This is a genomic window from Pseudomonas sp. OV546 (assembly GCF_900116845.1).
Taxonomy (GTDB): Bacteria; Pseudomonadota; Gammaproteobacteria; order Pseudomonadales; family Pseudomonadaceae; genus Aquipseudomonas; species Aquipseudomonas petroselini.
On sequence record NZ_FPCE01000009.1, the window covers coordinates 115,529 to 141,285 of the forward strand.

Annotated in this window: 21 protein-coding genes and 1 pseudogene; 16 read left to right on the forward strand and 6 right to left on the reverse strand. The window is 58.8% G+C overall.

Annotated features, from left to right (window positions below; genetic code table 11):
* Window positions 1-78: 78 nt before the first annotated feature.
* Window positions 79-969 carry a LysR family transcriptional regulator gene (locus BM403_RS20605; protein WP_012724242.1) on the reverse strand — a complete coding sequence of 297 codons (891 nt, stop codon included), beginning with the start codon at window positions 967-969 and terminating at the stop codon, window positions 79-81.
* A gap of 165 nt (window positions 970-1,134) precedes the next feature.
* Between BM403_RS20605 and BM403_RS20610 the strand changes: the two genes are divergently transcribed.
* From BM403_RS20610 to BM403_RS20630, 5 genes are all read left to right on the forward strand, one after another.
* Window positions 1,135-2,217 (forward strand): 4-oxalomesaconate tautomerase, encoded by a 1,083-nt coding sequence (locus tag BM403_RS20610; protein ID WP_012724241.1) that lies wholly within the window; start codon window positions 1,135-1,137, stop codon window positions 2,215-2,217.
* Window positions 2,218-2,261: 44 nt separating this feature from the next.
* Window positions 2,262-3,593, forward strand: a complete 1,332-nt coding sequence (locus BM403_RS20615) for a dicarboxylate/amino acid:cation symporter (protein WP_093544480.1) — start codon at window positions 2,262-2,264, stop codon at window positions 3,591-3,593.
* 125 nt (window positions 3,594-3,718) lie between these two features.
* Entirely contained in the window at window positions 3,719-5,023 is a 1,305-nt protein-coding gene (locus BM403_RS20620; RefSeq protein WP_012724239.1) for a CitMHS family transporter, read from the forward strand.
* Between the two features lie 92 nt (window positions 5,024-5,115).
* Window positions 5,116-6,369 (forward strand): OprD family porin, encoded by a 1,254-nt coding sequence (locus BM403_RS20625; protein WP_046036365.1) that lies wholly within the window; start codon window positions 5,116-5,118, stop codon window positions 6,367-6,369.
* A 79-nt stretch (window positions 6,370-6,448) separates the two neighbouring features.
* On the forward strand, window positions 6,449-8,122 hold the full coding sequence (locus BM403_RS20630; protein ID WP_093544483.1) for a methyl-accepting chemotaxis protein: 1,674 nt from the start codon (window positions 6,449-6,451) through the stop codon (window positions 8,120-8,122).
* Window positions 8,123-8,350: 228 nt separating this feature from the next.
* Here BM403_RS20630 and BM403_RS20635 read toward each other — a convergent pair whose 3' ends face one another.
* Window positions 8,351-9,100 carry an SDR family NAD(P)-dependent oxidoreductase gene (locus BM403_RS20635; protein WP_012724229.1) on the reverse strand — a complete coding sequence of 250 codons (750 nt, stop codon included), beginning with the start codon at window positions 9,098-9,100 and terminating at the stop codon, window positions 8,351-8,353.
* A gap of 100 nt (window positions 9,101-9,200) precedes the next feature.
* Between BM403_RS20635 and BM403_RS20640 the strand changes: the two genes are divergently transcribed.
* The gene (locus tag BM403_RS20640) at window positions 9,201-9,560 is read left to right on the forward strand and encodes a winged helix-turn-helix transcriptional regulator (protein WP_012724228.1); all 360 of its coding nucleotides are present in this window, start codon (window positions 9,201-9,203) and stop codon (window positions 9,558-9,560) included.
* A 60-nt stretch (window positions 9,561-9,620) separates the two neighbouring features.
* Here the strand turns inward: BM403_RS20640 and BM403_RS32590 are convergent, their stop codons facing one another.
* Both BM403_RS32590 and BM403_RS32595 read right to left on the reverse strand, forming a co-directional pair.
* Window positions 9,621-10,484, reverse strand: a complete 864-nt coding sequence (locus BM403_RS32590; RefSeq protein ID WP_371914029.1) for a methyl-accepting chemotaxis protein — start codon at window positions 10,482-10,484, stop codon at window positions 9,621-9,623.
* Window positions 10,479-11,234 (reverse strand): annotated as a pseudogene (locus BM403_RS32595) (MCP four helix bundle domain-containing protein); the annotation flags it as partial. The pseudogene BM403_RS32595 and the gene BM403_RS32590, both read right to left, overlap by 6 nt.
* Window positions 11,235-11,391: 157 nt before the next feature.
* On the opposite strand from BM403_RS32595, the gene BM403_RS20650 reads away from it, so the two are divergent.
* Together BM403_RS20650 and BM403_RS20655 are read left to right on the forward strand one after the other, a co-directional pair.
* Entirely contained in the window at window positions 11,392-12,600 is a 1,209-nt protein-coding gene (locus BM403_RS20650; RefSeq protein ID WP_012724226.1) for a multidrug effflux MFS transporter, read from the forward strand.
* A gap of 191 nt (window positions 12,601-12,791) precedes the next feature.
* On the forward strand, window positions 12,792-13,649 hold the full coding sequence (locus tag BM403_RS20655; RefSeq protein WP_046036383.1) for a glucose 1-dehydrogenase: 858 nt from the start codon (window positions 12,792-12,794) through the stop codon (window positions 13,647-13,649).
* A 423-nt stretch (window positions 13,650-14,072) separates the two neighbouring features.
* Here BM403_RS20655 and xerC read toward each other — a convergent pair whose 3' ends face one another.
* The gene (gene xerC, locus BM403_RS20660) at window positions 14,073-14,987 is read right to left on the reverse strand and encodes a site-specific integrase (RefSeq protein WP_012724224.1); all 915 of its coding nucleotides are present in this window, start codon (window positions 14,985-14,987) and stop codon (window positions 14,073-14,075) included.
* Window positions 14,988-15,095: 108 nt separating this feature from the next.
* On the reverse strand, window positions 15,096-15,920 hold the full coding sequence (locus tag BM403_RS20665) for a M949_RS01915 family surface polysaccharide biosynthesis protein (protein ID WP_012724223.1): 825 nt from the start codon (window positions 15,918-15,920) through the stop codon (window positions 15,096-15,098).
* Window positions 15,921-16,333: 413 nt separating this feature from the next.
* Between BM403_RS20665 and arnC the strand changes: the two genes are divergently transcribed.
* Genes arnC through BM403_RS20705 form a run of 8 tightly spaced genes read left to right on the forward strand, consistent with a single transcriptional unit; the run spans window position 16,334 to window position 25,657 of the window.
* Window positions 16,334-17,359, forward strand: a complete 1,026-nt coding sequence (gene arnC, locus BM403_RS20670; RefSeq protein WP_093544486.1) for an undecaprenyl-phosphate 4-deoxy-4-formamido-L-arabinose transferase — start codon at window positions 16,334-16,336, stop codon at window positions 17,357-17,359.
* A gap of 2 nt (window positions 17,360-17,361) precedes the next feature.
* The gene (arnA, locus tag BM403_RS20675; protein WP_093544488.1) at window positions 17,362-19,353 is read left to right on the forward strand and encodes a bifunctional UDP-4-amino-4-deoxy-L-arabinose formyltransferase/UDP-glucuronic acid oxidase ArnA; all 1,992 of its coding nucleotides are present in this window, start codon (window positions 17,362-17,364) and stop codon (window positions 19,351-19,353) included.
* Entirely contained in the window at window positions 19,353-20,237 is an 885-nt protein-coding gene (arnD, locus tag BM403_RS20680) for a 4-deoxy-4-formamido-L-arabinose-phosphoundecaprenol deformylase (protein ID WP_093544491.1), read from the forward strand. The genes arnA and arnD overlap by 1 nt, the downstream gene beginning before the upstream one ends.
* On the forward strand, window positions 20,234-21,889 hold the full coding sequence (arnT, locus tag BM403_RS20685) for a lipid IV(A) 4-amino-4-deoxy-L-arabinosyltransferase (RefSeq protein WP_093544493.1): 1,656 nt from the start codon (window positions 20,234-20,236) through the stop codon (window positions 21,887-21,889). Before arnD ends, arnT begins: the two co-directional genes overlap by 4 nt.
* On the forward strand, window positions 21,886-22,233 hold the full coding sequence (arnE, locus tag BM403_RS20690; protein WP_012724218.1) for a 4-amino-4-deoxy-L-arabinose-phosphoundecaprenol flippase subunit ArnE: 348 nt from the start codon (window positions 21,886-21,888) through the stop codon (window positions 22,231-22,233). Before arnT ends, arnE begins: the two co-directional genes overlap by 4 nt.
* Window positions 22,230-22,643: a 4-amino-4-deoxy-L-arabinose-phosphoundecaprenol flippase subunit ArnF gene (gene arnF, locus BM403_RS20695; protein ID WP_093544495.1), complete on the forward strand. Its 414-nt coding sequence runs from the start codon at window positions 22,230-22,232 to the stop codon at window positions 22,641-22,643. Before arnE ends, arnF begins: the two co-directional genes overlap by 4 nt.
* Entirely contained in the window at window positions 22,640-24,031 is a 1,392-nt protein-coding gene (locus BM403_RS20700) for a UDP-glucose dehydrogenase family protein (protein WP_046034161.1), read from the forward strand. The genes arnF and BM403_RS20700 overlap by 4 nt, the downstream gene beginning before the upstream one ends.
* Window positions 24,032-24,034: 3 nt before the next feature.
* A complete protein-coding gene (locus BM403_RS20705) occupies window positions 24,035-25,657 on the forward strand; it encodes an ArnT family glycosyltransferase (protein ID WP_093544498.1) in 1,623 nt (540 codons plus the stop codon).
* Window positions 25,658-25,757 lie beyond the last annotated feature (100 nt).

Here is a 25,757-nt window from a genome sequence, read left to right on the forward strand (position 1 = left end):
ACTTGGACGCGCCGGATGTTAAAACCACGATGGACTTGACCAAGGCTGATCCGCGGATCCTGCTAAAGAAGAGTTGGGTCATTTCTCCCACTGTTCCAGCAGTATTGACACGAATTTTTCCGCTGCCGGAGAAAGTGAGGCGCCTCGCCGGTAAACCAGCCCCAACGATCGGTTAACTATGGGCTCTATTAAAGGGACACTCACCAACGTGGGATGATCCACCGCAGGCATCGCCAAACTGGGCATCGCCGATACCCCTAACCCAGCCTCTACTAAGCCCAGTGAAGTAGAAAGGTGTTGTACCTCATAGAACCATTGCGGACGCCAGCTCAAGCCCGACAACGCGTGGTCGAGCAACATGCGGTTACCGCTTAGGCGACCGACCCCGATAAGGCGGTAATTGCTGAGTTCAGACCAGGTTACCGAGCTACGCTCCGCCAACTCATGATCGCGTCGACACGCTAAAACAAAAGGCTCGTTAACCAATGGCACGAACTCTATGTCTGGGTGCTGGCCGCTCATCATGTTGATGCCAAAGTCCGCTTCGCCGCGTAGAACAGCCTCCAGCCCTTCGTTCGCACTGAGATCAAGCAAGCGAATGCGTATTTGTGGATAGCGCTCGTTGTAGAGCCGAATTACCGAAGGAAGGAAGTAGAAGGCGGCGGTAGGAATACAGGCGAGGGTTACACGGCCGCTCTGCCGCTCCGCCAGTTCTCGGATGTTAAGTACTGAGTCGTCGAAGTCATCCAGTAAGCGTCGTGCCTTGGGCAGGAAGTCTCTCCCAACGCTAGTAAGACTTACCCTCCTTGTCGTGCGATCGAGGAGGGCGGTCCCCAATCCCTCTTCAAGCTTTTTCATTCTCCGACTGAGCGCTGGTTGGGAGAGGTGCAATGCATCAGCCGCTTCGTGGAAGCTTCCAAGTTCTGCGATCTTCACGAAAGATCGAATGTCATTGAGCTCATAATTCATTTTTTATCTCAGCAGATGAGAGAAATTCAGCCAGATCATCCTAAATTTATCATTCGCTAAACGCAATAATCAGGCTGATATTTGCATTGGAAACATTTTTTAAAGCCTGCGACTCTTGCTTACAGGACATCAATTACTCCTATTGATCAACAAGAGTCAGTATTCATGCAGCGAATTCCCTGTGTACTAATGCGTGGTGGTACTTCCAAGGGCCCGGTATTTCTCGCCTGGGATCTACCTGTTGCAATCGAAGAACGTGATGAGCTGCTGCTCAACCTTATGGGTTCTGGCCATGAGCTGGAAATTGACGGTATCGGTGGCGGTAACCCGCAAACCAGCAAGGTAGCGATCGTCAGCCCGTCGCTGCATCCTGACGCGGATGTCGACTATCTGTTCGTTCAAGTCATGGTCTCCCAGCGTCGAGTCGACACAGCGCCTAATTGCGGCAACATGCTTTGCGCCGTAGGCCCGTTCGCCATCGAGGAGGGCTTGGTCAAGGCCTCCAAAGACCTGACCCGCGTGCGTATTCGCAACCTCAACACCGGGACTTTTGTAAATGCTGAGGTTCAGACCCCCGGTGGCAGTGTCAGCTATGAAGGCGACACCGCTATCGATGGAGTACCGGGTACCGCGGCTCCTGTGCAACTGACCTTTCTGGATGCTGCGGGCAGCAAGACCGGTAAACTTTTCCCGACGGGTCGAACGCAGGATCTGATCGATGGTATTGCCGTGACCTGCATCGATATGGCAATGCCAATGGTGATTGTCGAGGCCGGCAAGCTAGGTAAACGCGGTGATGAAAGTCCTGCTGAACTGGATGCTGACAAAGAGTTCCTGCGTCGCCTGGAATCCTTGCGATTGCAAGCTGGCTTGGCAATGGGCCTAGGTGATGTCAGTGATAAAGTGATTCCCAAGCCCGTACTGGTGTCTCCGGCCAAATCTGGCGGCACAATCCAGGTGCGCTACTTCATGCCACACAACTGTCACCGTGCGTTGGCTATTACGGGTTCTATTGGCTTGGCCACGGCTTGTGTGACTGAAGGCAGTGTGGTCGCGCAATTGCTTGGCGGGGTGAGCGAGCCGCGCTTGAAACAAGTACGCATTGAACATCCAAGTGGTGGAATAGATGTCGTATTGTCCTACACCGGTACTCGGGGTGAGACAATTCGTGCCTCGGTGGTGCGTACATCGCGCAGGCTTTTCTCCGGTTTTGTCTACGCCGCAGCTTCCCAACGACTCGCCGGATAATTTCCTCTAGTCATTGCCGTATTTGCATCAGAACAATTCTAAAAATGGGTGATGCCATGAAAGTTGTAAAATCGCTCTACTTCCAGATTCTCTTCGCCGTGCTGTTGGGCGTGCTGGTTGGGCATTTTTGGTCGCAACAGGCCATTGCCTTTAAGCCTCTGGGTGATGCCTTCATCAAGCTGATCAAGATGATGATCGCTCCGGTGGTGTTCTGCACCATCGTCACCGGCATCGCCGGCATGAGCGACAAACGCTCCCTAGGGCGTCTGTTGAGCAAGACCATGTTGCTGTTCCTGGCGTTGACCGTGATCAGTTTGATCATCGGCCTAGTGTCGGTCTACGTGTTTAAGCCCGGTGTGGGCATGAACATTGACCCCACCCAGTTGAGCACCAAGGGCTTGTCGCAGTACACCGATTCAGCCGCGAAGCTGGGAGTGGTCGAGTTTTTCATGCACATCATTCCCGACACGTTCATCGGTGCTTTCAATAAAGGCGAAGTGCTGCCGGTGTTGTTCATCGCGGTGCTGTGCGGTTTTGCGCTTTCGGCCATAGGCGAGCGTGGTAAGCCGGTACTGGATGTACTGGAATCTGCCTCGCAGATGGTGTTCAAGATCTTTTCCTACTTGATGCGCTTCGCTCCGATCGGTGCCTTTGGCGCTTTGGCATTCACCGTGGGCCAGTACGGTATTACTTCGTTGGGCTCGTTGGCCAAGCTGATCATGACCTTGTACATCGCCTGTGCCTTCTTCGTCTTTGCGGTGTTGGGGAGCATTTGCCGGGCGAATGGCTTCAGTTTGTGGAAGTTGTTGCGATACTTCCGCGAAGAATTTCTGGTGGTGCTGGGGACTTCCTCCACCGAGCCGGTGATGCCTCGGATGCTGGAAAAGCTGCAAGCGCTTGGTTGCAAAAAAGGCGTGGTAGGGCTGGTACTGCCAACGGGTTACTCGTTCAACCTCGACGGTACGGCGATCTACCTCTCGCTGGCAGCGGTGTTCATTGCTCAAGCCTGCAACATCGAGCTGAGCCTATCCCAGACCGTGACCATGCTGGCGATCATGCTGTTGTCCTCGAAGGGCGCGGCAGGCGTCACCGGTGCCGGTTTTGTCGCGCTGGCATCGACACTGACCGTTATCCATGACATTCCCTTAGCCGGCCTTGCCCTGCTGATCGGTATCGACCGCTTCATGTCGGAAGCGCGGGCTTTGACCAGTCTTGCCAGCAACGCCGTGGCTACCGTGGTGATGTCCATTTCGGAGAATGCCTGCGATCGCGAAACACTGATGCGGACGTTGGACGGCAAACCTTCGCCCGCCGCGCCTCCAACCCAAGTCCAGAACGCGGACTGGGATGGCCTGAAGGTCACGGAACAGGCCTAACCGGCCGCAGCTGAATAACTCAATAAACACCCCCGCCAGGCACCTTTGATCGTGCCATCTGGCGGGCACGGGGTCGTGCGCCTGCGCATCGGCCACGCTACTGATAAGAACAAGAGAACTGAACTATGCTCGCATTTCTTGGTTTGGCCATGGTGGTGGTTTTCACCTACCTGATAATGTCGAAACGCCTATCGCCAATTGTCGCCCTGACTGTGGTGCCGATTGTGTTTGCGGTGATTGGCGGTTTTGGTGGCACTACGGGCAAGATGATGCTCGACGGCCTGAAGATGGTTGCACCTTCGGCTGCGCTCCTGCTGTTCGCCATCCTCTTCTTCGGCCTGATGATTGATGCCGGGTTGTTCGACCCGTTGATTCGCAAGATTCTTAAGCGCGTAAACGGCGATCCGATGAAAATTGCTATCGGCACCGCGCTGCTGTCACTGGTGGTCGCGCTCGACGGCGACGGCACAACCACCTACATGATCACCTGCGCGGCAATGCTGCCGTTGTACAAGCGTGTCGGTATGAATCCGATGATTCTGGCGACCATCGCCATGCTGTCATTGAGTATCATGAGCGGCATGACCCCATGGGGTGGGCCCGCTACAAGGGCGATCGCGGCACTGGGCCTGGATGCCGGCGAATACTTCGTGCCCTTGCTGCCGACCATGATCGGCGGCGCGATATGGGTGGTGTTCACCGCTTTCCTCCTCGGCCGTGCCGAGCGTAAGCGCATCGGTAATGTGCAGCTTCAGAGCGGTGGCGGTGATTGCTACATCGACGCGATTCTGGGCGATACCCCACACAAGCGGCCTAAACTTGCCTACGTGAATCTGGTGCTGGTGATCGCTGTCATGGTCGCCTTGGTAATGGGGATCATGCACTCGGCGATCCTGTTCCTGATCGGTTTTGTCCTGGCACTGATGATCAACTATCCGCAACTGGATATTCAGAAAGAGCGCATTCTCGCCCATTCCGGAAACGCAATGACGGTGGTATTGCTGGTGTTTGCCGCCGGGATCTTTGCCGGGATCTTCTCGGGCACCAAGATGGTCGACTCCCTCGCGCAAACGCTGGTGGACTGGATTCCGCCATCCTGGGGTCACCTGTTCCCACTAGTAGTGGCGATCACCAGCATGCCGCTGACCTTTGTTCTTTCCAACGATGCTTACTACTTCGGGGTTGTACCTATCCTGGCCAATGCGGCCGCTGCCTATGGCATCGACCCGGTTGAAATCGCTCGGGCCTCGATACTCGGACAGCCGGTGCATCTGATGAGCCCTCTCGTGGCTTCGACCCTGTTGCTGGTGGGGATGGTTGATCGCGATATCGGCGACTTCCAGAAAGCCACCGTCAAATGGGCAGTTCTCACTTCGCTGGTGATCACGGCTATAGCCCTGTTGACCGGTGCGATTAGTCTCTTCACCTGATTCAACTCCACCGTTTGTTTTTTCCCGACGTGCCTCATCAGCGAGGCGCGCGACGTCCTGCACTCTAAATAACAACAATGAGAAGTTTGACAATGACCACTTTGCATACCCGACAGGCGCTGTTTTCACTGCTTGGTTTGTTGCCGCTGGCAAGTGCCAGTGCAGAAGGATTTATCGATGACAGCAAGCTCAAGCTGCAATTACGCAATGTCTATTTCAATGAAAACTTCCGCGACGAGCATGGCTTGAGTGCCAAAGCGGCCAGGACGGCCAAGAGCGAACGAACTGAGTGGGCTCAGGGATTCCTGCTGGATTATCAGTCAGGATTTACCCCCGGCACGATAGGGTTTGGTGTTGATGCGCTTGGCCTGCTCGGGGTCAAGCTCGACTCCGGCCGTGGGCGCAGCGGTACCGGCTTATTGCCCGTCCATGATGACGGTCGTGCGGCCAACGAATTCGCAAGTATGGGGATGACCGCCAAAGCCCAACTGGCCAAGACAACGGTCAAATACGGCACCTTGCTCCCCAAGACTCCGGTGCTGATCTACAACGATGCGCGTTTATTGCCGCAAACCTACCAAGGCACTCAAATTAGTAGCCTCGACATCCAGAACCTCACCCTCACCGGGGGCTATCTGGATCGATTCAAACTGCGTGATTCCAGCGACAGTGTGCCGATTGTTCCTGACGGCTACAGTGGTGATAAATCCGGAGATTTCAGCTATGCCGGTGCCGAATATAAGCTCGGGAAAACCATTCGGTTGAGTTACTTCTACGGGGAGTTGGAAAACTTTTACCGTCAGAATTTTGCAGGTATCCAGCACGACCTACCCTTGGGCGGCGGTGTGCTGACCAGTGATTTACGCTACTTCAACAGTGTGGACACTGGCTCTGCCTACACCGGCAAGATCGATAACAACATGCTGAGCGGGCAACTTTCCTACGCCATCTCCGGCCACACCTTCGGTGGCGGATACCAGACCCTGAGCGGTGATGCCGGTTTGCCCTTCATTAGTGGCGCGACTGTGTACTCATTCAGCAACGCCGGGATAGGTAAGTTTATCGAGGAAGATGAGAAGACCTGGATGCTTAACTACGGTTACAACTTCGCCGCCGCGGGTGTACCCGGTCTGACATTTTCCACCCGCTACCTGAGCGGAAACGACGGTAAGTCCAACACCTCGGTGAAGGAGTGGGAACGTGACGCCGAACTCGCTTACGTCGTGCAACAAGGGACCTTCAAAGGTTTGGGGGTACGACTGCGTAACTACGTTTACCGCTCTGATTATTCCCGTGGCCGGGATAGTAACCGGTTGTACTTCACCTACGACATCGCACTCTGGTGATCCCCGATCGCGGCTCCGCGATGTTCGCGGGCCGCCTTTTCAGCGACGGATTTAAGGAAATGGGTCAAGGAATTCAATGATGTCGTTCAAAACCAAAATACTGTTGCTGACCTTATTGCCGGTGATGTTATTTGCTCTGGTTTTAGGTTTGAGCGCCCGTGGCACCTTACAGTCACAGGCCGAGCAGGAGATCGCGCAAACTCGCGAACGATTGCTTGAGGAGAGCCGCACCCGGCTCAAGGATTACGCAAGCATCGCGCGCACTTCCATCGCTGAACTTTATGATCGAGCGGCACCTGGAGATAGCTCCAGCCGAGTCTTGGCGATTAGCCGTTTATCCAAGGTGAAGTATGGTGATGACGGTTATTTTATTGGTTATGACAGCCAGGTTGTACGCCTGTTTCGCGGTGAAAGCAGTGAAGGCGTCGGCATCAATATGAATGACCGCAAAGACGTCAACGGGAAGTACTTGAACCGCGAAATGGTCGAAGCGGCAAAAAATGAAACTCACTTCGTTACTTACTCAGGCGGGGTGGTCAACACCGATAAGGTCGTGCCGAAGCTGGCTTACAGTTTCTTTTTGCCCAAGTGGGACATGGTAGTGATCACTGCGATCAATCTGGACAGCATTGAACTTCAGGTCGCCAAGGTGCGGTCAGATGTAGATCGGCGGGTTCGCAACTTGATGTTCAGCATTGCCCTCATCGCTACCGCATTAATTGGCATTATCGGGGCACTGTCTCTTGTGCTCGTCAAACGCAGTTTACGTCCCTTGACCTTGATTCGAGCTCATCTTGACGAAATCGCTGCGGGCGAGGGTGATCTGACGCGGCGGCTGCCGCTGGTCAGTCGAGACGAGCTGGGACAACTGGCCGGTTCGTTCAATGCGTTTATCGAAAAGATTCACAGCCTTGTCAGCCAGACTGTTGCCATGAGCGAGCAGTTGAATGGGTCCGTCAGTCGTGTGGCCGATCAGAGCCGACAAATTGATCGCGCCATGGACAAGCAGCGTCAGGAAACAGACCTGGTGGCGGCGGCGATCAACCAGATGTCGGCGGCGGCGCAGGAGGTGTCAGTCAGCGCACAAAATGCTGCAGAGGCAGCCGCTGAGACCGACAAGCAGTCCCGACACGCCAGGCAAATTGTCGATGGCAGCATTACTCGAATTCAGGCGCTGACCGTTGAGCTTGATGAGAGCGGTATCTCCATGAAGCATCTTCAAAGCGATGTAACGTCTATCGTCTCCGTGCTCGATGTCATTCGCTCAATTGCTGAACAGACCAATCTTCTCGCTCTCAATGCGGCAATTGAAGCCGCCCGTGCAGGCGCTGCCGGGCGCGGTTTTGCCGTGGTTGCTGATGAAGTGCGAGCGTTGGCTAGCCGTACCCAGCGGAGTACGGAGGAAATCCAGGCGATGGTTGAGCGCCTCAAGAGCGCTACCGGGGGGGTGGTCAATGCAATGCACCAATCCACCGAAGCCGCTCAAGGCGCTAATGCTCAGGCCGACCAGGCGGGCGAATTCCTGGGCAACACTGTCGAGCTGATCGCGACTATCAATGCAATGAACGCACAGATCGCCAGTGCTGCCGAGGAACAGACCTCGGTGGCGGAAGAGATCAATCGCGGGGTACATCAGATCGCGCGCGCAATTGACGCCGTTGCCACCCAGACTCAGCTCGGAGTCAAGACAATCGACGAGATGGATATGATCGGTAATCGCCTGCGAAGCTTACTGGGGCAATTCAAAATTTGATGCCGCGCGGCTCGGCGCTTATCAGGACGATGGGGGCAGGGTGCTGGACAGGACAGACGCCTGGTAGGCCTGCATTGATACGAAAGTTGAACGTAGATGAACGGAACGAGTATGGGCAACGGCGTAGCATTGTACATGATTTAACATAATATACATTATGCGCAATACGATACTATGTAATCAGGGGCAGTGCCCGTCAGATTTCAACAGACAAAACCCCTATCTGACTCAAACCTGAGCAAAGCCCCCATCAACAAACATTTCACTGCCTGTCATGAAGCTGCTCTCATCCGATGCCAGGAACAACGCTGCTGCTGCAACTTCTTCAGGCTTGCCGATACGACCTAATGGAAGCTGCGCAGTCATGTCGTCGATGATTGCTTCCTTTTGTCCCGTGCCTGAAAGCGCCAGGTCAAGACCCGGTGTCGAGATCGGCCCGGGTGAAAGTACGTTGACGCGAATCCCCGTGCCTTTCAGATCCAGTGCCCAGCTCCTGGCGAAATTACGCAGCGCCGCCTTGGTGGCGCTGTATACGCTGAACGCCGGTGTGCCCATGGTGCCTGTGGTCGAACCGGTCAGGATCACTGAGCTGCCGGCGTGCATGAGTGGCAACGCCGCCTGCACGGTAAACAGCGTGCCTTTGACGTTGATGCCGAATGTACGGTCAAACGACTCCTCAGTGATCGATCCGATCGGCTGGAAATCTCCCAGGCCCGCGTTGGCGAACAGTACGTCAACTCGGCCTTTATCGGCTTTGACTTGAGTGAAAATGCGCTCGAGGTCGTCCAGTCTTGAAATGTCACCTTGTATGGCGATGGCGTCAGCGCCGATCAGGTGTAGCGCCTTGTCCAGTTCTTCCTGCCGGCGACCGACGATCACCACCTGTGCGCCTTCAGCCGCAAAGCGAATGGCGGTTGCCAGGCCGATGCCGCTGTTGCCGCCGGTAACCACTGCAATTTTGCCGTTGAGCCTGTTCATGATGAACTCCAAAGAATGTTGAGGCCCAACTGTAGATCTACGCTATTCTTTTGAATAGTATGCACCTTTTAGTAAGTACCCCTCTGGAGCCTGTATCCTGATGGCCAATAACTCATTCAACTGTGGTCTCGAAGCCGCCCTGGCGATGATTGGTGGTAAATGGAAGCCACTGGTTCTGTTCAATCTGGCCCAGAACGTTCATCGATATGGCGAATTAAGACGCGCGATTGGCGGCGTGACCGATAAGGTACTGATCCAGCAACTCAAGGAGTTGGAGCGCGATGAGATCATTGCCCGTGTGGATTTCCAGGAAATACCGCCTAAAGTCGAATATTCCCTGACGCCCTTCGGGCAGTCCCTGGCCACGGCGCTGGGCGCGCTGTGCCAATGGGGTACGGAACATATGCAAACAGTTGAGCGCATCGCCGAACGACGTACGTCTGCCCTCGCCCAACCGTGAGCCCCCTGCCCCGACAGCTAACTCAACTAAATGACTATTTAGTTGAGTTAAATCAATAAGTTATAACCTGAATCGATCAACAGACTGCGACAGCTTGCCTGCCAGGTTGGACAACTCGTCCGTGGTCGACGCCGTCGTGGCGATCACCCGGCTATTGTTCTGCGACATGCCCGCAATCATCTCCACCTGATGGGCAATTTCATTGCTGGCCAGGCTCTGCTCACCGATAGTGCGGGAGATATCGTTGACCATTTCCGTGGTATTCAAGGTGGCCTGGAGGATCTCGCGGATCGCCCGCTCCACCTCGGCGGTCACCGCCATACCCTTATCCACTTGAGCAACGCCCTCCTCCATGCTGGTGACGGCTTCCCGCGTGCTTTGCTGGATGCGGCCGACCATGCTGGCAATTTCCTGGGTCGAGGCGCTGGTACGCCCGGCGAGGCTGCGTACTTCATCAGCGACCACGGCGAACCCGCGGCCCTGCTCACCGGCGCGTGCAGCTTCGATCGCGGCATTCAAGGCCAACAGGTTGGTTTGGTCGGCGATCCCTTTGATCACCTGGATAATGCTGAAGATCGCCTCGGACTCCTTGTCCAGCGTGCGGATCACCTGGGCGGATTGCTGAGCGGAGCGCGCAATGCCGTCCATGTCACTGACCACCTGATGAATCACCCGCCCGCCGTCCTTGGCCAAGGTTTCGGCCTGGTTCGCCATCTCGAGTGCGCGTCCGGCATGCCGGGTGATTTCCTCGATACTCGCCGTCATTTCACTCGCAGCGGCGGCCATGGTCGTGGCTGCTGAGCTTTGCTGCTGGCTGCTGCCGGCCACTTCATGGCAGCCGTGGCTGAGTTGCTCGCTCATGCCATTGACCCCTTGCGCGTTGCTGCGCACCACTTCGATCATGCCGCGCAGATCCCGCTGCATCGTGGCGAGGCTGCGAATCAATGCGCTGGCTTCGTCCTTGCGGCGGGGCTCGACAATCGGCTCACTCAAGTTGCCATGGGCGATGCTGTCGGCAATGCGGCTGGCCATTTGCAGCGGCCCCATGATGCTGAGCATGACCCAGCGGCCTTGGGCCAACAGCAGCAAAAGACTGGCGATCAACACCGCACCCAGGGTGAGATTGGCGTTGCTGATGGTCTGCCGGGTGCCCACACTGGTTTGCTGGGTGTTGTTTTCGATCAGCTCGCTCAGCGTCGCCATTTGATCTTCCAGGCGGGTGAACGCGGTATTGAACGTATCCAGTTCAGCACGCGCGGCCTCGGGATTGTCCAGCGCGAGGGTGACGATACGCTCACCCGCGGCGATGTAGCTTTCCAAGCTGGGTTTGATTTTTTCCAGGTTGGCCTTAAGCGTATCGTCCAGCGGCAGCTTGAGGTTGTCCGCCAACACCTGGCGAAAATGCTCGGCGTGTTCCTTGAGCGAGCTGTTGACTTCGGCCTTGGTGCTGGTGCTTTTACCCAGGCCGACCAGCATCGCCGACAGCACGTCGGCGCGCAGCGCATCGTGCATCATGTCGGCTTCCATATGGTTGCGCAGCACGGTCATGCTGACCTCGCTGTCCTGCACGGCGTCGCCCATCCGGTTATTCCCCAGGTAACCGGTCAAGCTCATGATCAAGGCCGTGAGCAACCCGGTCGTAATCAACAGCATCAAGCGTAGTTTGATCGTCATGCATATATCCCCATGCCTGGTCAGCCGGTTGGGATGCCAACCGTAGAAGCCCCGCTGGTCATGTTATCGGCCACGCGTGCAGCTTATTGAAGCCTAAGTTTGCGGATCTGCGCGGATCCCTTAAGCTGACCGACCCTTGCTCCACCCGGAACTGCCCATGTCTCGAAGTATCGCCCACCTCGCCCTGCTGCTGGGCTTGATCACCGCCGTCGGCCCCTTTGCCATCGACATCTACCTGCCGGCCCTGCCGACGCTGGGCGCGAGCCTGCAGGCCTCGCCGGCATTGGTACAAATGAGCCTCACCGTGTTCTTTGTCATCATCGGTGTGTGCCAGCTGTTCTACGGGCCGATCAGTGATGTATTCGGGCGTAAACCGCCGATCTATGCCGGCCTGGTGATTTTTGCCGTAGCCAGCGTCGGATGTGCCTTGGCGCCGACCATCGAATCACTGATCGCCTTTCGTGCGCTGCAAGCGTTCGGTGCGTGCGCAGGCATGGTGATTCCCCGGGCTATCGTGCGGGACCTGTACACCGGGCATGAAGCGGCAAAATTGATGGCCTTGTTGATGCTGGTGATGAGTGTCTCGCCGATCCTTGCGCCGCTCGCCGGCAGCCTGGTGATCGCGCTGTGGAGCTGGCGTGAAGTATTTGCCGTGCTGGCGGTCGTCGCGGTGGCGTGCCTGGTGATGACCATCGTGCAATTGCCCGAAACCCACCCGGCCGAACGTCGGCTGGGCAAGACCTTGGGCAACGCCTTCAGCAGCTATGGCGCGTTGCTGCGTGATCCGGTATTCATTGGCTTGTCGGTGGTGTGCGGTTTTGGCCTGGCGACCTTCTTCGTGTTTATCGGCAGCGCGCCGTTCGTGTACATCGAGCATTACGGCCTGACACCCACTCAATTCAGCCTGGGGTTTGCCCTGAATGCCGCCTCGTTCTTCGCCATGAGCCAACTCACTGCCCGCCTCAGCGCGCGCTTTGGCCTGGCGCCGCTGATTCGTGGGTCGGTGGTAGCGGTGGCGGCGGTGATGGCCGTGCTCGCGACCACCACGCTATGGGTCGATAGCTTGGCCTTGATGATGACGATGCTGTTTATCGGCTTCGGTTTTCTCGGTTTACTGCTGCCGGCGGCCGGGGTGTTGTCGTTGGAGGATCACGGCGCAGTGGCCGGTTCTGCCTCGGCCTTGCTGGGGGCGATCCAGATGATTACCGCCGCAGTGTCCATGACCCTGGTCGGCGTGTTCGCCGATCACACACCCGCGCCGATGTTGATCGGCATCGCACTGTGTGGCATCGCGGCGATGCTCACTACACTGTGGACGCTGCGTCGTCTACCGGCTCACTTGGCGAGTGCCCCGCCCTCCTCCTGATCGCTGCCCAATTGCGCCAGGTACGCCCACGGATAAATCCCGCGCGGGTGACCATCGTTGGGCAGTGGAAATACCGTTTTTGCAAAAGCTTAAAGCTAACCACTCGTCGGGCTTCGGCGGCATCCGTTACAACTATCGACCGGCGGGTAACTACTAATCCCATAGCCCCTTTGCAAACTATGGAGATTGATATGACTGATTACCCTCGCCCACCCTTCGCCCCTCAAGCTCAAGCTGTTCCGGGTGCGCAGAAGAAAATGGACCCGTATCCCGATTGCGGCGAGAAAAGCTACAGGGGCTCCGGCCGACTCGCCAATAAGATCGCCCTGATCACCGGGGCCGACAGCGGCATCGGGCGCGCCGTGGCCATCGCCTTTGCCCGTGAAGGCGCCGACGTGGCCATCGCTTATCTGGATGAACATGAGGATGCCCAGGAAACCGCACGCTGGGTCGAAGAAGCCGGTCGCCAATGCCTGTTGCTACCCGGTGATATTGCGCAGAAAAGCGTGTGTCAGTCGTTGGTGGACAAAACAGTCGAGCAGTTCGGCCGCATCGACGTGCTGGTGAACAACGCCGCGTTCCAGATGAGCCACGAAACCCTCGAGGAAATCGAGGACGAGGAATGGGTGAAAACCTTCGATATCAACATCACGGCGATGTTTCGCCTCTGCAAGGCAGCGTTGCCACATATGAAGGCTGGCAGTTCGATCATCAACACTAGCTCGGTCAACTCCGACATGCCCAAGCCGACGCTGCTGGCCTATGCTGCCACCAAAGGCGCGATTGCCAACTTCACCGGTGGCTTGGCGCAGTTGCTCGGTAGTAAAGGTATTCGGGTCAACAGTGTGGCACCGGGGCCGATCTGGACGCCGCTGATTGTGGCGACGATGCCGGATGAGGACGTGAAGAGCTTTGGCAGCGAAACCCCGCTGGGGCGTCCGGGCCAACCGGTGGAAGTCGCGCCGATTTATGTGCTGTTGGCGTCGGATGAGGCCAGCTACATTTCGGGTTCGCGTTATGCGGTGACTGGCGGTAAGCCGATCCTCTAATGCCTCACTGTGGGGCTGGCTTGTCTGCGAAGGCGGCCTCACAGCTGACCGGGATGTTGGATTAGACGGAATACATATCCGTTATTTAGGTAGCGGCCACTTAGGGTTCCGCCCTTACGGCGGGTCACTTTCGAAAAGCGCGAAAGTAACCAAAGCGCTCTTGCCCCAACACTCGGCACCTCGCCTAGGCTCGGTGTGCCCTCACTCCGGCTTGAATCCGTGGGCCGCCGCCACGCGCCATCCATGGCGCGGGGCGGCTAACCCGGCGTCCTGCCGGGTTACCCACGGATTCAAGCCTGCGTTCGGCCAGCGTGTTTGACGGGGCGCCTGAGATCAAGATCAAGATCAAAAGCAAGAGCACGGCGGCCTAGTAGCCGACCTGAGTGGTTGAAGCAAGAGCAGGTACGTGTGGGAGCTGAAATCCTATAGGTCGAACCGATCCACCGCCCTCCGCCGCTCATTGTCGTCGCGCACGTCGTAGCTGGCGGTGGTCTGGATGTTGGTGTGGTGCGCCAGTTTCTGCGCAATCGACAGGTCATGCTCCTCGATAACCCGCGTGATGAACGAGCGGCGGAAGTCATGGGGCATGATTTTCACGCCTACTTGCTCGCCGCGTTGGCGGGCAATGTAGTAAATCGCATGTTTGGTGATGCGTTCACGGGTGATGTGGCTGCCCCGGCGGATGCGGTTGAACAGGAAGTTGTCATCCTGCTCACCGTCCTTGAGTTGCTCACGCCGAAAGGTAAGCCACGCCTGCAGCTTGGCGAATGCCCAGTCCGGTGCGTATTTGATCAGCTCTTTGTTACCCTTGCCGATTACCCGCAGGCTGCGTTCTTCGAAATTGATCTGCGCCAGGTCAAGGTTGACCGACTCCGACTTGCGCATGCCCGAGCCGTACAGAATGCCGATCACCGCTGCATCCCGCAGGCCCTGGGGGCGTGGGTCGGCGGCGCAGACTTCCATCATTTCGCGGATCAGGCTGCGCCGCAGGTTGCGGCCCTGGCCCAGGCGCGAGCCCGGCGTGGCCTTGACGGTGCGCATGCGTAACAGGTGTTCCTGGCTGATCAGGTTCAGGCGCCAGGCTTCGTTCATCACCCCGCGCACGGCATTCACGTACAACGACGAGGTATTGGGCGCATAGCCGTCTTCGCGCAAGGCGGCGACCAGGGCGATCACGTGTTCGGGTTGCAGCAGGTGCCAGTCGATGTCTTCGAGGTTGATGTCTTCGAAGCCCAGGCGGTCGGCCGCATCTTGCAGCACGTAGCGCATGGTCAGTTGGCTTGAGGGTGCCAGGCGGGTGAGGTAAAGGGTCAGCGGGTTGCGGATAGACTCAGTCAAGGTAGATCAGCCTTTGGATTAAATAACTCGAACAAGCCTTTGTTTAATCGAGCTATTTAGTGAATTGGCGAAGGCCGAGTCTAACCCAGTGACAGCCTTCGCACAAAATCATGGGGCCGTGTCGTCTTCCTCAGTAGGCTCCTGGGGCTGGACCTGGGTCTGGCTCCATTCGCTGTCCTGCTTCTGCATCAGCGCGAACCAGTGCTGGCGCATGAACGTCAGGTACGCCTCAGGCGCCTTGGCGAAGTCTTTCTCGTCGCCATAACACCCTGGCAACGGCAACTCGGTGCCTTGTTCCTTGTACTGGCTGACCAGCGCCTGCTGCCCGGCGACGCTGCAATCCTTGGGCAGCGGCATGCCACGCAAGGCGCCGGCCTCTTCGTCCCACCAGGCCGCGCCGACCCGGTCGACACCGCGCAGACGGTATTTCTGCGACTTGCCGACATGCATGATCAGCTTGAACTCATTGGGGCTGACATCGCTGGTGCAGGTGCGCGAATAGCCCACCGTGGCCTGGGTGATGCCATCGCCGGTGAGGTCGGTGACCTTGGTCGCGGCCCTGTCAAAGCGCAGCGAGGCGTCGAATTCGCAATGCTGCACATCGTCGTAGAGCATCCACACGCGCTTGGGGCGGTTGCCGTCGATCAGGTACTGGGCCGCATACACGAACGCCGACTGGGTGCCGTCGTCGTCGCGCTCGCTGATTTGCTCGGCGAGCACCAGCAGGTTCTTGCCTTGTTTATCGTCCCAGGTATAGGCGGCGATCTGCTTGCCGCGTACTTCAACACCGTCCGGCACCTGGTCAATGCTGGTGAGCGCCACCCCGTCATCGGCCTGGACTGTCGTGACCCACGCCACGCTCATCAACAACCCGATCAACGATCCTATCAAAGCAGGCCGCAACTGGCCGCGTAAAAGCTGCACGCTATTCATCCGATCACCCTGGCAAGAGACGGCTTACTTTACCGGCACTTGGGACGCATTGCAGAGAAGATTCTTCACTTAAATTTCCTGGCCGAGCGTGCGCGTCCACATCAAACCAAACGTCCTACAAACAGTTCCCATTTCGCCAGCCAACTAAAGCCTACAGGCCCCTAGTTGTTTAGCTGAACCCTAGCTGTCTACCTGTCAAATAAACGAGTTTTTCATCTGCCTTTCATATCTGTTCCACATTTTTACGCTTAATCTTTAGCGCAGTACTTCATAGCAAACCGCGCTATATCGTCTAACCTCTTGATTACGCTTCACCTTTGGCGCCGTTTTCTTAATCTGCGGTCTGGACTTTCGCCCAATGATTGCTGCTGTTTTCACGCTCCAAGTTGCTCTAACCCCGAGGTCATGAATCTTTGAAACCCTACCCTATTCATTGCGTGTCGATCGTAATCCCGGTCTACAACGAACAAGAGAGCCTGCCTGAATTGCTGCGCCGTACCACCGCAGCCTGCAAGCAACTGGCCTACGAATACGAAATCATCCTGGTCGATGACGGTAGCCGCGACAATTCAGCCCAACTGCTGGAGGACGCCGCCGCTGAAGACGGCAGCAACGTGGTGGCGGTGATCCTCAACCGTAACTACGGCCAGCATGCAGCGATCATGGCCGGTTTCGAGCAATGCCGAGGCGAAGTGGTGATCACCCTCGACGCGGACCTGCAAAACCCGCCCGAAGAGATCCCGCGCCTGGTCGAACAAGCCGCCCTGGGCTATGACGTGGTCGCCACCGTGCGCAACAATCGCCAGGACTCGGCCTTTCGCCGCTGGCCGTCGCGCCTGATCAACCTGGCCGTGCAGCGCTCCACCGGCGTGGCCATGACCGACTACGGCTGCATGCTGCGCGCCTACCGCCGCACCATCGTCGACGCGATGCTCGCCTGCCGCGAACGCAGCACCTTTATCCCGATCCTGGCCAACGGCTTTGCCCGTCACACCACCGAGATCCTGGTGCACCACGCCGAGCGTGAGCACGGCGAATCCAAATACAGCGCCATGCGCCTTATCAGCCTGATGTTCGACCTGCTGACGTGCATGACCACCACCCCGCTGCGCCTGCTGTCCATCGTCGGCTTCAGCCTGGCGGCGCTGGGCATGCTGTTTGCCTTCGCGTTGATCGTCATGCGCCTGGCTTTCGGTGCCGACTGGGCCGGCGACGGCTTGTTCGTGCTGTTCGCCGTGCTGTTCGTCTTTACCGGCGGCCAGTTCATCGGCATGGGCCTGCTGGGTGAATACCTGGGCCGCATGTACAGCGACGTGCGTGCCCGCCCGCGCTTCTTTATCGAAAAAGTGCTGCGCAACCAACCGGCAGCACCGGCTCCCGTGGTCGTCGTTGACGGCCTGGTGTCCTCCCATACCTCTACTTCTGCTGATCAGGTCTAAACATGAGTTTAAAAGCTGTTGTATTCGCGTATCACGATATTGGTTGTGCAGGCATCGAAGCGCTGCTCAATACCGGTTACGACATTGCCGCTGTGTTCACCCATGCCGATGACCCGAAGGAAAACAACTTCTACGGTTCCGTCGCCCAGTTGTGCGCGCGCAATGGTATCCCGGTGCACGCTCCGGAAGACGCCAACCACCCGCTGTGGATCGAGCGCATCGCCAAGCTGAACCCGGACTACCTCTTCTCGTTCTACTACCGCAACCTGCTGAGCGAGCCGCTGCTGGCCACGGCGCGCAAAGGCGCGTTCAACCTGCACGGCTCGTTGCTGCCTAAATACCGTGGCCGCGCCCCGGCCAACTGGGTGCTGGTCAACGGTGAAACCGAAACCGGCGTGACCTTGCACCGCATGGTCAAGCGTGCCGATGCCGGCGCGATCCTGGCCCAGCAGAAAGTCATCATCGAGCGCAGCGACACCGGCCTGACCCTGCACGCCAAACTGCGCGACGCCGCCAGCAACCTGCTGCGCGACGCCCTGCCGCAACTGGCCCAAGGCAAACTGGCGGAAACCGCCCAGGATGAAAGCCAGGCCACGTACTTCGGTCGCCGCACCGCTGCCGATGGCAAGTTGGAGTGGAAAAAACCGGCTGAGGAACTGTTCAACCTGGTGCGCGCCGTGACCCAACCTTACCCAGGTGCCTTCTGCGCCGTGGGCGAGCACAAGCTAATCGTGTGGCAGGCCGACGTGGTCAAGGGCAATGAAGGCCTGGCGCCGGGCCGTGTGATCAGCGTCAACCCGCTGCGTATCGCGTGCGGTGAAGACTCCCTGGTAATCAAGTTCGGCCAGCGCAACGACAACGGCCTGTACCTGGCCGGCCCGTCCCTGGCCAACGAATTGGGCCTGGTCGACGGTTCCGTGCTGCGCGGCGCCGAGTCCGGCCGCAAACCGCGCCGTACCCGCGTGCTGATCCTGGGCGTGAACGGCTTTATCGGTAACCACCTGTCCGAGCGCCTGTTGCGTGACGACCGCTACGAAGTCTACGGCCTGGACATCGGCTCCGACGCCATCGAGCGCCTGCGCAGCCACCCGAACTTTCATTACGTCGAAGGCGACATCAGCATCCACACCGAGTGGATCGAGTACCACATCAAGAAATGCGACGTGGTCCTGCCGCTCGTGGCCATCGCCACACCCATCGAATACACCCGCAACCCGCTGCGCGTGTTCGAACTGGACTTCGAAGAAAACCTCAAGCTGGTGCGCTACTGCGTCAAGTACAACAAGCGCGTGATCTTCCCGTCGACCTCCGAAGTCTATGGCATGTGCCAGGACCAGTACTTCGACGAAGACACCTCCAACCTGGTGGTTGGCCCGGTCAACAAGCAGCGCTGGATCTACTCGGTTTCCAAGCAACTGCTGGACCGCGTGATCTGGGCCTACGGCGCCAAGGGCCTGAACTTCACCCTGTTCCGTCCCTTCAACTGGATGGGCCCGCGCCTGGACCGCCTGGACTCGGCACGCATCGGCAGCTCCCGCGCCATCACCCAGCTGATCCTCAACCTGGTGGAAGGCACGCCGATCCGCCTGTTCGACGGTGGTGAGCAGAAGCGTTGCTTCACCGACATCGCCGACGGCATCGAAGCCCTGGCGCGCATCATTGATAACGACAATGACGCGTGCAATGGCCAGATCATCAACATCGGCAACCCGGAAAACGAAGCCAGCATCCGCCAGTTGGGCGAAGAGTTGCTGCGTCAGTTCGAAGCGCACCCGCTGCGTGGCAACTTCCCGCCGTTCGCCGGTTTCCGCGATGTAGAAAGCAAAGCGTTCTACGGCACCGGTTACCAGGACGTGGCGCACCGCAAGCCAAGCATCGAAAACGCCAAACGCCTGCTGAACTGGGAGCCGACCGTGGAGATGAGCGAAACCATCGGCAACACGCTGGACTTCTTCCTGCGTGAAGCCATGCTTGAAATCGCGGACAAAAAGTAATGGAGGCAGGTCTTCGCATCGACGTCGACACCTACCGTGGCACCCGTGAAGGTGTGCCGCGGTTGCTCGAAACCCTGGATGAAGCTGGGGTAAAAGCGACGTTCTTCTTCAGTGTCGGGCCGGACAACATGGGGCGCCACCTGTGGCGCCTGATCCGCCCGCAGTTCCTGTGGAAGATGCTGCGTTCCAACGCCGTGGGCTTGTATGGCCTGGACATTTTGCTGGCCGGCACCGCCTGGCCGGGTAAGCCGATCGGCCGCGACCTGGGGCACTTGATGCGCCAGGCCAAGGCGGCCGGGCATGAAGTCGGCCTGCACGCCTGGGATCACCATGGCTGGCAAGCCAACACCGGGCGTTGGAGCGAAGCGCAGCTGGTCGAGCAGATTCGACGCGGCGTGGAGACCCTGAGCGACATCCTCGGCGAACGCATCGACTGTTCAGCGGCCGCCGGTTGGCGCGCCAATGAACGCGTCGTGCAAGCCAAGCAAGGGTTCAACTTTCGCTACAACAGCGATTGCCGGGGCACCAGCCTGTTTCGTCCAACCCTGGCCGATGGCAGCGCGGGCACCCCACAAATTCCGGTGGACCTGCCGACCTTCGACGAAGTCGTCGGGCCGGTGGTGGCTGCCAAAGACTTCAACACCTTCATCCTCGACCGCTTTGGCGCGTCGAAGCTCAACGTCTACACGATCCACGCAGAAGTAGAAGGGATTCTGATGGCCAATGATTTTCGCCAGTTGCTCGCCCAGGCAGGGCAGCGCGGCATCGACTTCAAACCCCTGGGCGACCTGTTGCCTGCCGACCTGACCTCCCTGCCCCAGCAACAGCTGGTGCGCGGCGCCTTGCCCGGCCGCGAGGGCTGGCTCGGAGTGCAGCAGGCATGATCCGCCGTTGGGCCCTGCCCCTGCTCCTGTTGGCGTTTGGCGTGATTTACCTGCTGCCATTGGCCACCCACGGCCTGTGGATCCCGGATGAAACCCGCTACGCACAGATCAGCCAGGAAATGCTGCTGACCGGCAAGTGGGCGTCGCCGCACTTCATGGGCATCCGCTACTTCGAGAAACCGGCGGCGGGCTACTGGATGATCGCGCTGGGCCAGGCAATCTTCGGGCAGAACCTGTTCGGTGTGCGGTTTGCGTCCGCCTTGAGCACCGGCTTGAGCATCCTGCTGGTGTACCTGGTATCGCGTCGGCTGTGGAATGACCCGCAGAAAAGCCTGGTCAGCACCGTGCTCTACATGAGTTTTGTCAGTGTCGCGGCGCTGGGCGGCTACGCCAACCTCGATCCGCAGTTCACCTTCTGGGTCAACCTGACCGGCGTGGCCTTGTGGTTTTGCTTCGACAGCACCACGCGCAGCGGGCGGCTGGGGGCCTGGGCGCTGCTGGGCCTGGCCTGTGGCATGGGCTTCATGACCAAGGGTTTCCTGGCCTGGTTGCTGCCGGTGTTGATCGCCCTGCCCTACGCGATCTGGCAGAAGCGTTTTCGTGAGCTGCTGGGCTACGGCGTGGTCGCCGTGGTGGTGGCGATTGTCGTCAGCCTGCCATGGGCGCTGGCCGTTCACCTGCAAGAGCCCGACTACTGGAATTTCTTCTTCTGGCACGAGCATATCCAACGTTTTGCCGGCGACGACGCCCAGCACGCCGAGCCGTTCTGGTATTACCTGCCGCTGCTGGTTGCGTTCTGCCTGCCGTGGGTGGCGTTGTTGCCGTCCACGCTCAAACAGGCTTGGCTGGACAAACGCAGTGCAAAAATCGGCTTTGTGTTGCTGTGGCTGTTGATGCCGCTGGCATTCTTCAGCCTGGCCAAGGGCAAGTTGCCTTCCTACATCATGCCATGCCTGCTGCCGCTGGCGTTGCTGATGGGCAACACCCTGGCCGACAAACTGGCCCAGGGCCGTTACCGTGCATTGCGTATCAACGGCTGGCTGAACCTGGTCATTGGCGTGGTGGTGCTGCTGGCGTTGAGCTGGTTCCAATTGAAAAAACCGGTGTACGAACACGGGCAGGAAACCCTCAGCCTGGTGCTGGTGTTCACCTTCCTGTTCGGCTGGATCCTGGTCAACCTGCTGCAGGCCGCCCAGCCATTGCGCCTGTGGGCGGCGCCGATTCTCGGCAGCTGGCTGATGGTCGCCCTGTTGCCGGCCGCGTTGCCGCACTCGGTGGTGTACAACAAGACCCCTGATCAATTCATCATCGACCACCTGCAGGAACTGCAACCTGCCACCGCCTTGCTGAGCAATGACCTGGGCGCGGCGTCCGCGCTGTCGTGGCGCCTGGCACGCCCGGACGTGACGCTCTACAACACCGTCGGCGAAGTCAAGTACGGCCTCGCCTACCCGGATGCCGGCCATCACAAGGTGGATGTCACCCAGGTCCAGCAGTGGATGACCGAGGCGCGCAAACAAGGTGCGGTCGGCGTGGTGATGCGCGTCAAAGGCGACGACGAAGTGGCCGAAGTGGCATTGCTGCCCACCGACGGCAAGCGCTATGAACAAGGCAATATCGTGATTCTGATCTTCCCGCAGGTGACGCCTTGATCACCCTGCTGCTGTTATTGGCTGCATGCCTGCTGACCTGCATGGGCCAGGTATCGCAGAAGTTCGCCGTGGAAAGCTGGCGCGACCTGCCGGAGGGCTGGGCACTGAAACTGCGTTCGCCGTGGTTGTGGTCGGCGCTGGTATGCCTGGGCCTGGGCCTGCTGGTGTGGCTGCTGGTGTTGCAGCGCCTGGAAGTGGGTATTGCCTACCCGATGCTCAGCCTCAATTTTGTGCTGGTCACGCTGGTGGCGCGGTTTGTCTTTCATGAACCCATCGATGCCCGCCACTGGCTGGGTGTGGCGTTGGTGATCAGCGGTGTCGTGCTGCTGGGGCGTCACGTATGAGCCGGGTCCAAGGGTTTGCCCTGGCCCTGGGCAGCGTCGGCCTGGTCAGTGCCGCCCAGCTGGGGATGCGCTGGAGCATGACGCGCTTGCCGCTGCCCAGCGAATGGCTGGACGCGTTCACCCACAACAGCATCGACCTGGGTGCGCTCGGCATGGTGATCCTGGCGATCCTGGCCTACGCGCTGTCGATGCTTTGCTGGCTCGGCGCGCTCAAACACCTGCCGCTGGGCCGTGCCTATTCACTGTTGAGCATCAGCTACGCCCTGGTCTATCTGCTGGCGGCCAGCCTGCCGGTGTTCAACGAAGATTTTTCGGTTTCAAAAACCCTGGGGGTGGCGCTTGTCATCCTCGGTGTGCTGGTTATCAACTCTCGCCGTGCTAGCGCTACAAGTCCCAGGAATGCCCCATGAAAATCAGTGTATTTGGTAGTGGTTACGTCGGTCTGGTGCAGGCCACCGTATTAGCCGAAGTCGGTCACGATGTCATCTGCATGGACGTTGACAAAAACAAGGTCGAGTCTTTACAGAAAGGCCATGTGACGATCTTCGAGCCGGGGCTGGCAGCGATGGTCAAGGAAAACCTGGAAAGCGGGCGACTGCACTTTACCCATGACGAGAAACTCGCGGTCGAACACGGCGAAGTGCTGTTTATCGCCGTGGGCACGCCGTCGGACGAAGACGGTTCGGCGGACCTGAAGTACGTGCTGTCGGTGGGCGATGCGGTCGCCCGTCACCGCCAGGAGCCGGTGATCCTGGTGGAAAAATCCACCGTGCCCGTCGGCACCGGCGACACCCTGCGCGCACATATCGAAAAAGCCTTGCACCTGGCCGGCCGGCACTTGGACTTCGATATCGTCTCCAACCCGGAATTCCTCAAGGAAGGCTCGGCGGTTGCCGACTGCCGCCGCCCGGACCGCATCATCATCGGCTGTGAGCGCGAAGAAGTGCGCGACGTGATGCGCGACCTGTACGCACCGTTCAACCGCAACCATGACCGCATCATCTTCATGGACCTGCGCAGCGCCGAGCTGACCAAATACGCCGCCAACTGCATGCTGGCGACCAAGATCAGCTTTATCAACCAGATCGCAGAACTCGCCGAACACCTGGGGGCGGACATCGAAGCCGTGCGCCTGGGCATCGGTGCCGACTCGCGCATCGGCTACCACTTTATCTACCCCGGCTGCGGCTACGGCGGTTCGTGCTTCCCCAAGGACATGCGCGCCCTGATCCACAGCGCCAAGCAGGCCAACTGCTCCAGCGACCTGCTTGAAGCCGTGGAAGCCATCAACCAACGCCAGAAGAGCAAGCTGTTCGAGCGGATCAATGCGTTCTTCAAGGGCGACCTGCGCGGCAAGACCTTCGCCTTGTGGGGCCTGGCGTTCAAGCCCAACACCGACGACATGCGCGATGCACCCAGCCGTGTGCTGATGGAAGCGTTGTGGGCCGCCGGCGCCCATGTACGTGCGTTCGACCCGGAAGCCATGCAGGAAACCCAGCGTATCTACGGCGATGACCCACGCCTGATGCTGATGGGTACGCCGGAATCCACCTTGGGCGGCGCCGATGCGCTGATCGTCTGCACCGAATGGCAACAGTTCAAGGCGCCGGACTTCGACCTGATCCACCAGCGCCTGAAAACCCCGGTGATCTTTGACGGCCGTAACCTCTACGACGGCGAACGCCTGGCGCGCAAAGGGTTCCAGTATTACCCGATCGGCCGTGGCGACTCCTGCCAGTTGCCGATTCCCCAGCAGCAGTGGGTGGCTCAAGTGGCAAAACAGGTCGTGGAAGCCTGATACGTGAACAAAGACCGACCGCCCCTGTTAAGCCCAGCGATCCGCCGCCAATCCCTCGGTTTGGGATTGCTGGCGCTGCTGCTGTTTATCGCCGGCAGCTGGCACCAGGCGATCATTGGCTTCGACTCACGCTTCGTGCTGTTCGCCCAGGAGATGCTGCGCCATGGTCCAGGCTTTTTCCCCACCACCTATGGGCAGCCTTATGCGGATTACCTGGCCACCTCGACGCTGCTGACGTGGCTGCTGTCAGTGCCGCTGGGCCAGGTCACCAGCCTTACCGCCTGGCTGCCCACGGCGATGGCGTCGGCAGTCATCGTCATGCTGGTGTATCGCCTGACGGCGCCCTACTCCCAGCGTTGGGGCTTGCTGAGCATTGCGATGCTGTTGCTGAGCAGCAGCTTTATCAGCGAAACCCGCGCGGTTTCCCTCGACCAGATGCTGGCCGCCATCGCCCTGGCGGTGTTTTACCTGGGTTATGCCCACGATCACTTTGGGGCGGGTAAACGTCTGCACTGGATTTACCTGTTGCTGATCGTCGGTTTTGCGATCCGTGGGCCGATCGGCCTGGTGATTCCGACCGGCGTGCTGTGCAGCTATTACCTGATCAACCGGCAATGGCGGCAACTGTTCAGCTTCGGCTTATTGGCACTGGCATTGCTGGTGGCGTGCGTTGGCCTGCTGTTGCTGATGGCCAAGCTCAGCGGCGGCGAGCGCTTCATGCAGGACGTGATTCGCATGCAGTTCCTCGGCCGTATGGATGGCAGCGAAGGCTCCAGCGGCGTGCTGTATTACTTCACCAGTTCCTTGGGCAACTACGCCATGGCCTATCCCATGGCCGTGTTGGTGCTGCTGGCAATGGTGATCAGCGGGCGCCGTGCGCCGGGGCCGGCGTTGCAGTTGGTGTGGTATTGCGCGGCGGCGGCCTTGCTGGTGATGCTTGGCCTGTCGATTCCCCAGGCGAAAAAGGCGCGTTATGTGCTGCCGATGTTGCCGATGGCGGCGATCATCGCGGCGTATCCGTTCCAAGTTGCGCACGGGCGGCTCTTTGCCTGGCTGCGTGTTCTGATGCTGGGTATCTGGACGTTGCTGCCGACACTGTTGATCGCCGGCTTGCTGTTGGCGCGACCGCGCTATCCGGAGCAGTTGAGCCACCTCGGGTGGGTGTTCGGCGTGCTGGGGGCGCTGCAGGTGTTGGCGCTGTTGACGTTATTCAAGATCCGCTGGCGCCCAGTCGGGCCAGCCTTTGCAGCAGTGCTGGCGGTGTGGGCCACGTATATTCTGGTGGTCGAACCGCTGGAGCGCAGTGTCTACGACACACGCACGTTTACCCTGCAGGTGCATGAACAGGTGATGCAGCAACGCGCGCCAGTGGTGTTGCACGGTCTGGGCAAAGACGCCAAGGCGATCAAATACATGGTCAACCTCGACTGCGACCAGGTGCCTTTGTTTACCCAGCAAACGGCCGACCTGAAGCCGATCCAAGGTCCCGCCTGGGTAGTGATGAGCGAAGCGGATTACGAAGGCATGACGGACCCGCGTTTTCGCTCCATCACCCCGACCTTGGCCGGTGAATTTGACCGCAACCCTTACGTGCTGCTGCACCTGGTCAAAACCCCGCAACCTTGAGCCCTGCGCCGGCGCTCCCCGGCGCAGAGAACTCCTACGTAGCTTTACGTAATGGCTGATGCCATTTCACTTTCCTGCGTCCAAAACCCGACTGTAAACT